12 protein-coding genes are annotated in these 13,307 nt (G+C 65.0%); 3 read left to right on the forward strand and 9 right to left on the reverse strand.

All coding sequences use genetic code 11. The annotated features are described in order from the left end of the window. Window positions 1-228: 228 nt before the first annotated feature. The 5 genes from PMN64_RS16750 to PMN64_RS16770 all read right to left on the reverse strand — a co-directional run bounded on the left by PMN64_RS16750 (window position 229) and on the right by PMN64_RS16770 (window position 5,064). On the reverse strand, window positions 229-1,449 hold the full coding sequence (locus tag PMN64_RS16750) for an alpha/beta fold hydrolase (RefSeq protein WP_411781415.1): 1,221 nt from the start codon (window positions 1,447-1,449) through the stop codon (window positions 229-231). 28 nt (window positions 1,450-1,477) lie between these two features. Next, entirely contained in the window at window positions 1,478-2,140 is a 663-nt protein-coding gene (locus PMN64_RS16755; protein WP_411781416.1) for a sulfite oxidase-like oxidoreductase, read from the reverse strand. Window positions 2,141-2,152: 12 nt separating this feature from the next. Next, window positions 2,153-3,475 carry an MFS transporter gene (locus tag PMN64_RS16760; protein ID WP_411781417.1) on the reverse strand — a complete coding sequence of 441 codons (1,323 nt, stop codon included), beginning with the start codon at window positions 3,473-3,475 and terminating at the stop codon, window positions 2,153-2,155. 81 nt (window positions 3,476-3,556) lie between these two features. Beyond that, window positions 3,557-4,783, reverse strand: coding sequence for a cytochrome P450 (locus PMN64_RS16765; RefSeq protein WP_411781418.1), 1,227 nt, complete (start codon window positions 4,781-4,783; stop codon window positions 3,557-3,559). Between the two features lie 74 nt (window positions 4,784-4,857). Beyond that, window positions 4,858-5,064 (reverse strand): ferredoxin, encoded by a 207-nt coding sequence (locus tag PMN64_RS16770; RefSeq protein ID WP_411781419.1) that lies wholly within the window; start codon window positions 5,062-5,064, stop codon window positions 4,858-4,860. A gap of 208 nt (window positions 5,065-5,272) precedes the next feature. On the opposite strand from PMN64_RS16770, the gene PMN64_RS16775 reads away from it, so the two are divergent. After that, window positions 5,273-5,905 carry a TetR/AcrR family transcriptional regulator gene (locus tag PMN64_RS16775; RefSeq protein WP_411781420.1) on the forward strand — a complete coding sequence of 211 codons (633 nt, stop codon included), beginning with the start codon at window positions 5,273-5,275 and terminating at the stop codon, window positions 5,903-5,905. Window positions 5,906-6,053: 148 nt separating this feature from the next. Here PMN64_RS16775 and PMN64_RS16780 read toward each other — a convergent pair whose 3' ends face one another. After that, a complete protein-coding gene (locus PMN64_RS16780; protein ID WP_411781421.1) occupies window positions 6,054-7,475 on the reverse strand; it encodes an amidase in 1,422 nt (473 codons plus the stop codon). 88 nt (window positions 7,476-7,563) lie between these two features. Here PMN64_RS16780 and PMN64_RS16785 point away from each other — a divergent pair, with 88 nt between their 5' ends. After that, on the forward strand, window positions 7,564-8,415 hold the full coding sequence (locus tag PMN64_RS16785) for an alpha/beta hydrolase (RefSeq protein WP_411781422.1): 852 nt from the start codon (window positions 7,564-7,566) through the stop codon (window positions 8,413-8,415). Window positions 8,416-8,679: 264 nt separating this feature from the next. Here the strand turns inward: PMN64_RS16785 and PMN64_RS16790 are convergent, their stop codons facing one another. Continuing rightward, window positions 8,680-9,456 (reverse strand): SDR family oxidoreductase, encoded by a 777-nt coding sequence (locus tag PMN64_RS16790; protein WP_028338769.1) that lies wholly within the window; start codon window positions 9,454-9,456, stop codon window positions 8,680-8,682. A gap of 167 nt (window positions 9,457-9,623) precedes the next feature. Between PMN64_RS16790 and PMN64_RS16795 the strand changes: the two genes are divergently transcribed. Beyond that, the gene (locus tag PMN64_RS16795; protein ID WP_411781423.1) at window positions 9,624-10,703 is read left to right on the forward strand and encodes a tartrate dehydrogenase; all 1,080 of its coding nucleotides are present in this window, start codon (window positions 9,624-9,626) and stop codon (window positions 10,701-10,703) included. 373 nt (window positions 10,704-11,076) lie between these two features. On the opposite strand, the gene PMN64_RS16800 is transcribed toward PMN64_RS16795, so the two are convergent. Together PMN64_RS16800 and PMN64_RS16805 are read right to left on the reverse strand one after the other, a co-directional pair. Then, on the reverse strand, window positions 11,077-11,988 hold the full coding sequence (locus PMN64_RS16800; RefSeq protein WP_411781424.1) for an NAD(P)-dependent oxidoreductase: 912 nt from the start codon (window positions 11,986-11,988) through the stop codon (window positions 11,077-11,079). Between the two features lie 30 nt (window positions 11,989-12,018). Continuing rightward, window positions 12,019-13,269, reverse strand: a complete 1,251-nt coding sequence (locus PMN64_RS16805; RefSeq protein ID WP_411781425.1) for a Zn-dependent hydrolase — start codon at window positions 13,267-13,269, stop codon at window positions 12,019-12,021. Between the last annotated feature and the right edge of the window lie 38 nt (window positions 13,270-13,307).

Genomic DNA, 13,307 nt, shown 5'->3' on the forward strand with positions numbered 1-13,307 from the left:
CCGAGATCTACACTATACCATGGTCGTCGGCAGCGTCAGATGTGTATAAGAGACAGTCCCTGAGTTGCCCGACGTGTCAAGTTGCCTTGTAGAGCGCCGGCGGCCGCCGGCACCTTTGCATGGGGTTGTTTTCGATATTTTTCAGCGCGCCCCTGCGACGGCCGCAGGCGGGAGGGGGACGTAGCCGACATGCTGCTACGGCTCGGCCCATCCCGCTGCGTCGCAGGCTTATTCCGCGGCCTTGGTGACGATCCGCACCTCCGACGTCAGCGTCTTGTGCACCGGGCATTTGTCGGCGATCTCCATAAGCCGCTTGCGCTGGTCGGCGTCGAGTTCGCCCTCGATCCTGATGACGCGGTCGATCTGGTCGAGCATGCCCTCGCGCGTCTCGCACTCCTCGCAATCCTTGGCGTAGATCTTGCTGTGCGTAAGCGTCACCGTGACGCGATCGAGCGGCAGCGACTTGCGGTCGGCATACATCCGCATCGTCATCGAGGTGCAGGCACCTAGCCCGGCCAGCACGAAGTCGTAGGGGCCGGGACCGGAGTCCTGGCCGCCGACCGCGACCGGCTCGTCGGCCAGCATGCGATGCGGGCCTGTCGTGACGATCTGCTGAAACTTGCCGGCCCGGGTCTCCTGCACTACGACGTTGCGCGGCGCTGTGCCGGTATCTGCCGCCGGCTGCGGCGCGAGTTCGATGTAGCGTTCGGCCCAGGCGCCGATCACGTCGGCGACATAGGCGGCATCCTGCTTGCCGCTCAGAAGATGATCGGCGCCGGCAAGCGAGACGAAGCTCTTGGGGTGCCTGGCGGCGCTGAAGATATGCGTGGCGTTGTCGATGCCGACGGTGTCGTCGGTCGGCGAATGCATGATCAGCAGCGCCTTGTGGAGCTGCTTCACCTGCGCCATCAGATTCTGCTCGGCGACATCGTCGAGGAATTCTCGCTTGATGCGGAACGGGCGGCCGGCGAGCGAGACTTCGCCTTCGCCCTGCGCGCGGATGTCCTCGATCCGGTCCTTGAAGAAATGCGTGACATGGACGGGATCGGACGGCGCGGCGATGGTCGCGACCGCCTTGGCATCGGGGATTTGACCCGCCGCGGCGAGGATCGCGGCGCCGCCGAGGCTGTGGCCGATCAGGATCGCAGGTGCCTTGCGCGTCTCGCGCAAATGGTCGGCGGCGCGGACCAGATCGGCGACGTTCGACGTGAAGGTCGAGTTGGCGAACTCGCCCTCGCTGGAGCCGAGGCCGGTGAAGTCGAACCGCAGCGTGGCGATGCCTTTCGCCGCAAGCGCAACCGCGATGCGCTTTGCGGCCAGCACGTCCTTGCCGCAGGTGAAGCAGTGCGCGAACAGCGCATAGGCCTTGATCGGCCCGTCAGGCGTATCAAGCGCGGCGGCCAGCTGATGGCCGCCCACACCGGTGAATTGAAAGCGTTCGTGCGGCACGGGCAGGCTCCATCATCTTGTTGGTTTGTCAGTCGCCAGAATAGCGTTGTTCGGCCCAGGGATCACCGCGATTGTGATAACCGCGCACCTCCCAGAAGCCGGGCGCATCTTCGGTGAGGAATTCGATGCGCTGCAGCCACTTCGCGCTCTTCCAGAAATACAGATGCGGCACCACGAGCCGCACCGGGCCGCCATGCTCTTGCTCCAGCGGCTTGTCCGACCAGCTATGGGCGAGCAGCGCGTTCTCGGCCGCGAAATCCTCGATCGGCAGGTTCGTCGTATAGCCGTCATAAGAATGCAGTGCCACGAACCGCGCGTCCTCGCGCGGCTGGCAGACGGCGAGCAGGTCGCGGGTGGCGAGCCCCTCCCACTGATTGTCGTAGCGCGACCAGGTCGTGACGCAGTGGATGTCCGAGACGAATTGCGTCTGCGGCTGCGCCATGAACTGCTGCCAGGTCCAGTAGATGGTCTGCTCGACCGCGCCGTAGACGTCGAGCCGCCAGCGCTCCTGGGAGATGTTCGGCATCAGCCCGAGATCGAGCACCGGCCAGTCTGCCGTCAGATGCTGGCCCGGCGGCAAACGCTGCTCCTCCGGGCGGGTGATCCTGCCGGTGAGGAATTTGCCTTCGCGCGCCCAGCGCTGCTTGCTGCGCGTCAGCTTGCTCTCGGGCGGTTCCTGATCGTCGGTCATCGCGTCAGGCCATCATTCGTGGCGATGCATCGCGGAGTCGCGCTTGGTATCGCGCATCGTGGAGTAGATCAGCAGCGACAGGAAAATCATGCCGCTGAGATAGTAGTAGAACCAGTCCTCATGCCCGATGCTCTTGAAATAGAGCGCGACCGCCGGCGCGGTGCCGCCGAAGATCGACACCGTGATGGCGTAGGGCAGGCCGACGCCGAGCGCGCGGACATTGGTCGGAAACAGCTCGGCCTTCACGATCGCGTTGATCGAGGTGTAGCCGGCAACGAAGATCCAGGCGCCGCAGATCAGAAGGAAGGCCATGAACGGCGACTTGGTCTCCTTCAGCGTGGTCAGGATCGGGACCGTCGCCACGGTGCCGGCGATGCCGAAGAAGATCAATAGCGGCTTGCGGCCGATGCGATCGGAGAGCCCGCCATAGATCGGTTGCAGGATGGTCGCGAAGATCAGCGATCCGAAGATCACGAAGGTGGTCTGGTCCTCGGTGAGGCCGACCGACAGCTTCACGAAGGTCTGCATGTAGGTGGTGAAGGTATAGAACGCCGCGGTGCCGCCGGCGGTGAGGCCGACCACCAGCAGCAATTCGCGCGGATAGTTCAACAGGCCGACGATCGAGCCGGTCGGCTTGGAAACCTTCTTGGCCTCCTCGAAGGCCTCGGTTTCATGCAGGTTGCGCCGCATCACCGCCGCGACGATCGCGAGCATGGCGCCGATCACGAACGGAATCCGCCAGCCCCAGGCCTTCAGCTCGTCCGGCGTCAAAAACACCTTTTGCAGCAACAGCAGCACGATGATCGCGGTGAGCTGGCCGCCGATCAGCGTGACGTACTGAAAGCTGGAGTAGAAGCCGCGGTGCTTGGGATCGGCGACCTCGCTGAGATAGGTGGCGCTGGCGCCGTACTCGCCGCCGAGGCTCAGGCCCTCGATGATGCGGGCGAGCGCCAGGATCGCCGGGGCCGCGATGCCGATCGAGGCATAGGTCGGCGTCACCGCGATGATCAGCGAGCCGAAGCACATGCAGACCACCGAGAGCGTCAACGACAGCCGACGGCCATAGCGGTCGGCGATGTAGCCGAACAGCCAGCCGCCGAGCGGGCGCATCAGGAAGGTCGCGGCAAACAGCACGGCGGCATTGAGCTGCTGCACCACCGGGTCGCTGTGCGGGAAGAATGCCGGCGCGAAATACAGCGCAAACGCGGTGTAGGCGTAGAAATCGTACCACTCGACGAGATTGCCGACCGAGCCGATGAAGATCGCCTTCACCCGCCGCTCGACGTCGTGGATGTCGAGATGATCGCTCGCGGGCTGAGCGGTTTGTTCGGACATAGCATTGCTCCCGGACTCGTCGGTTCGATTCCGGGGCAAGCTACCTCATTGGGTGACGTGATGTAACCGCTGTCCGGTTCCTCAGGCGTTGTTGCCGAACAGGACAGGCAGTTGACGCGGGCCGCGCACCGTGCCTTCCGACCAGGTGACCTTGCCGGCCGGATCGAGCCGGAAATCGGGGATCCGCTTCAGCCATTCCTCGATCGCGACCTGCATCTCCATCCGTGCGAGGTTGGAACCGACGCAGCGGTGGATGCCGAGGCCGAAGGCGGCGTGGCGGTTCTCCTTGCGGTCGATCACCACCTTGTCCGCATTGGGGAACATGGCGGGATCGCGGTTCGCTGCGGGGAAGGACAGCAGCACCATGTTGCCCGCCTTCACCGGGCAGCCGGAGATCGTGGTCTCCTTCATCACCTCGCGCGCCATCGTCACCGGCGAATAGGCGCGCAGGAATTCCTCGATCGCGGTCGGGATCAGTGCCGGCTCCGCGATCAGGCGCTCGCGATCGGCCGGCGTCTTGGCGAGGTGCCAGAGCGAGGAGCCGATCGCGCTCCAGGTGGTGTCGATGCCGGCGATCAGCAGCAGCCGCAGCGAGCCGAGCACATGCTCGTCGGTGAGCGGCTGGCCGCCGGGACCCTTGGCCCGCAGCAGCTGCGAGATCAGATCGTCGCCCGGCTCAAGCTTGCGCTGCTCGAGATGGGCCACGAAGTAGCCGGTCATCTCGCGTACGCCGTTCATCAGCTCGTCTTCGTTCTTGATGCCGAGCTCGAGGATCTGGTGGATCCATTTGATGAAGAGATCGCCGTCCTTCTCGGGAATCCCCAGCATGTGGGCGATGGCGCGCACCGGGATGTGCTTGGTGTAGCGCGCGGCGGCGTCGCAGTGGCCGTCGGCGATGAAGTCGTCGATCAGCTCGTTGCAGATCGCGCGCACCCGCGGCTCCAGCCGCTTCATTGCGTCCGGCGTGAACGGCGGCAGCAGCACCTGCTTGGCGGGCTTGTGCTCCGGCGGATCGGAGGTGATCGGCGGCGCGCGGGCGGTGATCTCGGGGCGGATGTCGCGCACGATGACCCGGCGCGAGGAGAAGTGCTCGGTGTCGTAGGCGATCTCCTTCACCGCCTGATAGGTGGTCGGCATGTAGCAGCCGAGGAAGCGCTCGGTATGCACGACGGGCGAAGCCGCGCGCAGCGTCTCCCAGATCGGGAACGGGTCGTCGGTCCAGACCGGATCGGTATGGTCGAAATCATGCACCCAGTCGGAGACCGGGGGATGTTCGGGCAGATAGCTTGCGGACGGGGAATCGGACATCAGCTCGTTTCCTTCTCGTTCGATCAAACGCTGGTCGGCTCAACGGGCGGCGCGCGGCCGTCCCCGGCTCGCCGTCATTCCTCGGTGACTTCGATCGCGATTTCCGGGCAATTGGTCTGCGCGAGCCAGGCCTTGTCCTCGAGCCCGGCCGGGACGGTCCCGTCGCCGACCTCATGGGCGTTGCCGTATTCGTCGAGCTCGAACAGTTCGGGGGCGAGCGATTTGCAGCGGGCGTGACCCTGGCACTTGTCCTGGTCGACGCGGATTCTGAGCTTGGTCATGCAAGCACCCTCCCTCGGCTCTGGCGCATTGTGGGTTGCGCCCGGTTCCTCATTCCAGTTTATGCAAGTCTTGTTTAGGCAAGTTCTTGTTCAGGCAAGTTCTTGGCTTGCTTGGGCGGCCGGCCTCTTAACCGGATCGCCAAGTTATAGTATATTACATTATCGTCGCGCTTGCGCGTCAAGCGAAAATTCAGCGATCATTGCCGCAATGGGACAAATCGTTCGTAAGCCGTTCAAAACCTACCACCATGGCGACCTCCGCGAAGCCCTGATCCAGGCCGCGTTACGCGAGGTCGAGCTCGGTGGTCCCGAGGCGATCAGCATCAAGGCGCTGGCCAAGCAGCTCGGCGTCTCGCAGCCGGCGCCGTACCGGCATTTCGCCGACCGCGAGGCGCTGCTGGAGGCGGTGACCGCCGAAGCGTTCCGGCAGTTCAACGTGATCATGCGCGAGGCGATCGAGCAGTCGGGCAAAGGCTCGAAACTGTCGCGCTTTGCCCAGGCCGCGCTCGCCTTCGGGCTGGAGCGCCACGGCATCTACCGGCTGATGTTCGCGTCGCGCACCATGGCCTGCGCGCCCAAGGGCAGCGAGCTGCACACCGCGGCGATGGAAACGCTGGCACTGCTGGTCGAGTCGTTCGAGGCGCCCGCGGTCGGGCTCCTGCGCGAGCGGCAGGCGCTGAAGATCTGGGCCGGACTGCACGGCATCGTGATGCTCGCCGAGCAGGGCCTGCTGACCGGCGAGTCCGCGCAGATCAGCCGCGAGGAGTTGCTGGACGAGATCGTCGAGCAGACCAAGGCAGCACTCACCGTGGCGCTGCAGGCGACGGGGGACAGGGCGTAGGCTTCGCGTCTTGGGGCCGCATCAACAGATTCATCACCTCATCCTGAGGAGCTTGCGCAGCAAGCGTCTCGAAGGACGAGGCCACGGACGGACCGGGCCTCATGGTTCGAGACGGCGCTGCGCGCCTCCTCACCATGAGGAAAAAGCCTTACTTCGGCGGACGCGGATCGATCGGCGTGGTGCCGCGCACGCCCAGAATGTCCTCCAGCACTTTCGCGCCGGCCAGCAGCTGCGCTTCGGCGCGCGGCTTTGCGACCATCTGCAGGCCGACCGGCAGGCCCGAGGCGGTGAAGCCGCAGGGCAGCGACAGCGCCGGACAGCAGGCCAGCGTAATCGCGTAGACGATGCCGAGCCATTCGACGTAATTGTCGAACTTCTTGCCGTCGCACTCGGCGACATAGCGGTTCTCGACCGGGAACGGCGCCACGATGGTCGCGGGCGCCAGCAGCAGGTCGTACTTGTCGAAGAATTCGAGCGCACGCGCGGTCATCGCGACGCGCTGCGCCTCGGCGCGTTCGAGCTTCTCGACCGTGAGCTTCAACCCTTCCTCGATGTTCCAGATCACCTCGGGCTTCAGCAAATCGCGCTTGGTGCGCAGCAATTCGGCCTTGCTGATCGCGAAATCGAACGCGCGCAGCACGTGGAAGCATTCATGGGCTTCGCGCAGATCGGGATGCGCCTCCTCGACGATCGCACCGGCTTCCGCAAACCGCTCCGCCGCCTTGCGGGTCACAGCCCTGACCTCGGGATCGACCGGCGTGATGCCGAGATCGGGTGAATAGGCGATGCGCTTCGGCTTCTGGTTCGAACGCGCCGCCGACAGGAATGAGGTCGGCAGTGCGGGCAGCGACAGCGGATCGGCGGCATGCTCGCCGCTCATCGCGTCGAGCAGCAGCGCGAGGTCCTCGACATTGCGCGCCATCGGTCCTTGCACCCCGAGGGTACGGTCGACACCGAACTTCGGCGTGTGCGCGACGCGGCCGATCGACGGCCGCAGGCCGACGATGCCGCAGAAGCTCGCCGGGTTGCGCAGGCTGCCGCCCATGTCGGAGCCGTGTGCGAGCCACGCGGTGCCGCTCGCAAGGGCCGCGGCGGCGCCGCCGGAGGAGCCGGCCGCCGAGCGTGACGTGTCCCAGGGATTGCGGGTCGGACCGAACACCTCGTTGAAGGTGTTGGCGCCGGCGCCGAATTCCGGCGTGTTCGACTTGGCGTAGATCACGCCACCGTTCTGTTCGAGGCGCTCGACCAGGATGTCCGACTTCGCGGGGACGTTGTCCTTGAAGATCGGCGAGCCCAGCGTGGTCAGCACGCCGGAGACGGCGGTGAGGTCCTTGATCGGAACGGGAAGGCCCGCGAGCAGACCGCGCTCGCTGACCGGCTTCTGCATCAGGGCCTTGGCGTGGCTGCGGGCGCGGTCGAAGCAGAGTGTCGGCAGTGCGTTGACCTTGCCGTCCACCTCGGCGATGCGCGTCTCCAGCACGTCGAGCAGATCGAGCGGCGTGACGTCACCGGCCTTCAGCTTTTCGACGACGGCACACGCCGTTTCCTTCACCAAGCCCTGATCAGCCATGCGCCGTTGCTCCTATGCCTTCCGTTTGCTTGTGCTGTAGAACATTTCCTGCCGTCGTGGCAATGCGACGTGAACGGAAGGGGCAGGGATGGCAGCGTTGTTTTCCGCGCTGGACTGGCGCGCGATGAGCCAGCAGGAGCGCGATCTCGGTCTGAACAACGGCGTTGCCGTCAAGGGTAGCGCCGAGATCGCTGCGGGCTGGGAGCAGCGCTCGGCGACACTGCGGCAAAAGCACGCCGGCCATCTCGACCTCAGATACGGCCCGCGCGAGCGCAACCGGATCGACTTCCTGAAAGCCCGCGACGGCGCGCCGACGCTGCTGTTCATCCACGGCGGCTACTGGCAGACCCGTGCCAAGGAGGTGTTCACGATCTTCGCCGAGGGGCCGATGGCCCATGGCATCAATGTCGCGCTGATCGGCTATACGCTCGCGCCGGATGCGACGCTCGATGACATCGTCGCCGAGATCCATGCCGGCATCGACTTTCTGGCCGGGCAGTTGCCCGCGCTCGGGGCCGCTGCCGAGGGCATCGTGGTGTCGGGCTGGTCGGCCGGCGGACATTTGACATCGATGGCGCTGTCGAACGCCCATGTCCGGGCCGGCATGGCGATCTCGGGTATCTACGACCTCGAGCCGATCAGGCATTCGTACCTCAACGAAAAGCTCAAGCTCGACGAAGCGGCGTCGCGGCGCAACTCGCCGATGATGGCGGAAGGCGGCACGGCAAAGCCGCTGTCGCTGGTGGTCGGCAGCGCCGAATTGCCGCTGCTGCGCAAGCAGACAGCCGATTTCGCCGGCCATCGCGCCCGTTACGGCCTGCCGGTGACCTACGAGGAGATCGCCGGGGCCGATCATTTCTCCATCATGAACCAGATGCTGGCGCCGCAGGGCCGCATCACGACCCTGATCCGGCAGCTGTTCGAGCGGACGGCGAGTTGACGTCATCCTGAGAGGCTGTGACGCTTTCGCCGCCGTCATTGCGAGGAGCGATAGCGACGAAGCAATCCATTTCTCCGCTTGCGGCGCGATGGATTGCTTCGCTTCGCTCGCAATGACGTGGATGGAGCGACGCGTACTATCACCGTCATCCTGAGGTGCGAGCGGAGCGAGCCTCGAAGGATGACGTAGCCCGTGGCCCATCCTTCGAGACGGCCGCTTTGCGGCCTCCTCAGGATGACGGTGAAAGAAGTGGCGCGATCGGGATTAACCCCACCCCGACGTCAGCCCGCCATCCACGGTATAGATCACGCCGGACGTATAGCCGGCGCGGTCGGACGCCAAAAACGCCATCAGGTCGCCGATCTCGCGTGCATGTGCGGGCCGGCCGAGCGGCAGACCCTTCTGGAATTCCTTGTAGCGGTTCTCGTCGCCGAACTGGTTCCTGGCGCGGGTCTTGAGCAGCGTGACGTGGCGATCGGTGCCGACAGGGCCGGGATTGATGCCGACGACGCGGATGTTGTCGGCGAGGCTCTTGCCACCGAGCGCGCGGGTGAACGCCATCAGCGCCGCATTGCCGGCGCTGCCGCAGATGTAATTGGCGTCGAACTTCTCGCCGGCCGCGCCGATGTCGTTGACGATCACGCCCCCGCCGCGCGCCTTCATCTGGGCGTAGATCGCGCGCGTCAGATTGACGTAACCGAACACCTTGAGCTCCCAGGCATGCCGCCAGGTCGCCTCGTCGATCTTGTCGATCGAGCCGCCCGGGATGTCGCCGGCATTGTTGACCAGGATGTCGATGTCGGCGGCCTCCTTTGCCAATCGCGCCAGATCTTCGGATTTGCGCAGGTCGACCACGCTGATCGCCGCGTCGATCTGATGCGCAGAACGGAGCCGCTCGGCCAGTGCCTTCAATTGCTCGCCGTTGCGGGCGGCGAGCAGCAAATTGGCGCCTTCCTCGGCAAAGGCTTCGGCGGCGGCCGCGCCAATGCCCTTGGAGGCGCCGGTGATCAGGACACGCTTGCCGCGCAGATGCAGATCCATGGGATGTCTCGCTTGGTATGAGGAGTGGTGTCGGCGAATTTGGTGGGGCAGGGTCGCGCCGCGGTCAACACTGCACTGCAGCGTTGCGCTCGCGCGAAGTTTGGTCCATTGCAGGATCATCAGAATAGGCGGCATTGCCGGCCGGGCAAATCACAAGGGTGTTCTCGATGAGCAGCGCAAAGAAGCAGTATCGGATTGCGGTCATTCCCGGTGACGGCATCGGCAAGGAAGTGATGCCCGAGGGCCTGCGCGTCATCGAGACGGCGGCGAAGAAGCACGGCGTCGACGTGAAGTTCGACCATTTCGACTTCGCCTCCTACGACTATTACGAGAAGCACGGCGAGATGATGCCGGCCGACTGGAAGGACCAGATCGGCAAGCATGACGCGATCTACTTTGGCGCGGTCGGCTGGCCGGCGAAAATACCTGACCATATCTCGTTGTGGGGATCGCTCATAAAATTCCGCCGCGAATTCGACCAATACGTCAATCTGCGCCCGGTGCGGCTGATGCCCGGCGTGCCGTCGCCGCTGGCGAACCGCAAGCCCGGCGACATCGACTTCTGGGTGGTGCGCGAGAACACCGAGGGCGAATACTCCTCGGTCGGCGGCCGCATGTTCCCGGACACCGACCGCGAATTCGTCACCCAGCAGACCGTGATGACCCGCACCGGCGTCGACCGCATCCTGAAATTCGCGTTCGATCTGGCGCAGTCGCGGCCGAAGAAGCATCTGACCTCGGCGACCAAGTCGAACGGCATCTCCATCACCATGCCCTATTGGGACGAGCGCGTGGAGGCGATGGCCAAGAAGTATCCCGGCGTGAAGTGGGACAAGTACCACATCGACATCCTGACCGCGAACTTCGTGCTGCATCCGGACTGGTTCGACGTCGTGGTCGGCTCCAATCTGTTCGGGGACATACTTTCCGATCTCGGCCCGGCCTGCACCGGCACGATCGGCATCGCGCCGTCGGGCAACATCAATCCGGAAGGCGATTTCCCCTCGGTGTTCGAGCCGGTGCATGGCTCGGCGCCTGACATTGCGGGGCAGGGCATCGCCAACCCGATCGGCATGATCTGGTCGGGCGCGATGATGTTGGAGCATCTCGGCGAGACGCAGGCAGCTAGCGCCATCGTCGGCGCGATCGAGCGCACGCTCGGCGAACGCACGCTGCGCACGCGCGACCTCGGCGGCAATGCCGACACTACCGCGTGCGGCAAGGCCGTCGCGGAGATGGTGGATTAGGCTACGCTGTCAATCACGGGGTCGTCCTGGCGAAAGCCAGGACCCATTACCCCGAGTGCTTGTTGTATTGCTGGTTCTGATCACCGCCCTGCGCGATGACGCAGGCCGGTGGTAATGGGTCCTGGATCGCGCTCGCTACTCTCGCTTGTCCAGGACGACGTCGTTATTGATTGCTCCGCAATCTGCGTAGGGCGGGTTAGCCACCCTACGGCCACTGTCGTCCCTGCGAAAGCAGGGACCCATAACCACAGGGTCTTGTTGTTGGGGCTCGCTGTGGCCCCAGCCTTCGTGACAATGGGCAGTGATGGTTATGGGTCCCGGCTCGCGCGGAGCCTGTCATCGGGCGGCGCTTTGCGCCGGGACGACGGTGAAATTACCCCTTCACGATCCTGCGGCAGTGCTCCCACGCCGCGTGGATCAAATTCTCGCTCGCCTCGGGCGTGCGGAAGGCGGAGTGCGCCGACAGCGTCACGTTCGGGATTTTGGTCAACGGGTGATCCTTGGGCAGCGGCTCGATGTTGTAGACGTCGAGGCCGGCGTGGCGGATGTGGCCCGAATTGAGCGCATCGATCATCGCCTGCTCGTCGACGATCGCGCCGCGCGCGGTGTTGATCAGCACCACGCCCTTCTTCATCTTCGCGATCTTGTCGCGCGTGATCAGGCCGCGGGTCTCGTCGTTCAATAGCAGATGGATCGAGACCACGTCGCTGCTCGCCAGCACGGTGTCGAGATCGACGAACTCGACGCCCGGATGGTTCTTGGGCGACCGGTTGCACGCGATCACCTTCATGCCGCTGCCAAGCGCGATGCGGGCGACCTCGGCGGCGATGCCGCCGAAGCCGACGAGGCCGAGCGTCTTGCCGGTGAGCTGCATGCCGTCCTCGCGCAGCCAGTTGCCGGCGCGCATCTCGCGGTCCATCTGCGCGATCACGCGCGCCGACGACCACATCAGCGCGATCGCCGATTCCGCGACCGCGGTGTCGCCATAGCCCTTGATCAGGTGCACGGAAATGCCGAGCTCGGCGAGCTCTTCCGGGTTCATGTAGCTGCGCGCGCCGGTGCCGAGGAATACGACATGCTTCAGGCCGGCGCACTTCTTCGCAACATCGGTCGGCAGCGCGGTGTGATCGACCACCGCGATCTCGGCGCCGTCGAGCACAGCCGGATAGTCCTCGGACTTGATGTCGGGGTTGCGGTTGATCCGCATTTTTGGATCGCCTGACTTTTCCAGGCGCTCCGTGATGACAGCGAGCGATTCATTGGCGTCGACAAACACTGCGCGCACGAAAGCCTCCATCGAGGGGAGAAGGGAAGATCAGGACGCGACGCCGGCGAGCGCCAGCACCGTATGCATCAGGACGTTGGCGCCGGCAGCGCAATCGGTCTGCTTGGCATCTTCCAGCTCATTATGGCTGATGCCGTCCTTGCAGGGCACGAACACCATCGCGGCCGGCATCACCGTGTTGAGGTTGCAGGCGTCGTGGCCGGCGCCCGAGGTGATGCGGCGGTGCGAATAGCCGAGCTGCTTGGCGGCGTTCTCGACCGCGTCGACCAGCTTGGGATCGAAATGCGTCGGCGCCTTGCGCCAGACGAGATCAAGCTGCACCTCGACCTTGCGCTTTGCTGCGATCTCGCTCACGGCGGCACGCAGGTCGCGATCCAGCGCATCCATGATCGTGGCGTCGGCACTGCGGCAATCCACCGTGAAGGCGATCTCGCCGGGGATGACGTTGCGCGAGGGCGCGGCGATCACGGCCTCGCCGATGGTGCCGACGGCCTTCGGGCCGTGCTTCTTGGCGATGCTCTCCATCGCCAGCACGATCTCGGACAACGTCGCCAGCGCATCGCGGCGCAGCGGCATCGGGGTCGAACCGGCGTGGCTCTCGAAGCCTACGATCTTGCCGTCGTACCACAACACGCCCTGGCCGGAATCGACCACGCCGATGGTCTTGCCCTCGGCCTCCAGGATCGGACCCTGCTCGATATGCAGCTCGACGAAGCTGGTGAACTTCTGGCGGCCGACCGGGGCGTCGCCGCGATAACCGATCGTGTCCAGCGCCTGCGCCACCGTGACGCCCTCGGCGTCCTTGCGCGACAGGATGTCGTCCGTGGTGAAGTCGCCGACATAGGCGGCCGAGGCCATCATCGCCGGCGCAAAGCGCGAGCCTTCCTCATTGGTCCAGTTGCAGATGCAGATCGGCAGCTCGGTCTCGATCCCGGCATCGTTGAGCGTGCGCACCATTTCGAGCGCCGCCAGCGTGCCGAGCACGCCGTCATATTTGCCGCCGGTCGGCTGGGTGTCGAGATGCGAGCCGACGCCGATCGGCGGCTTCGACATATCCCGTCCTTTCCGCAAGCCGAACATCGAGCCGAGCGCGTCGACCTGCACCTCGAGGCCGGCGTCCTGGCACGCCTTGCGGAACCAGTCGCGCACCTGCTTGTCTTCGGCGCTCAGGGTCAGCCGCCGCACGCCGCCCTTGGGCGTTGCACCAAACTGCGCGGTTTCGTGGATGGTGCCCCAGAGGCGGGCGGAATCGATCTGCAGGTTGGTGGCGGCTCGGCTCATGTCGTCAGTCCATTTTTATTTTCGTCATTCCGGGGCGA

Source organism: Bradyrhizobium sp. UFLA01-814 (assembly GCF_046718885.1).
In the GTDB taxonomy this organism is placed as follows: domain Bacteria; phylum Pseudomonadota; class Alphaproteobacteria; order Rhizobiales; family Xanthobacteraceae; genus Bradyrhizobium; species Bradyrhizobium elkanii.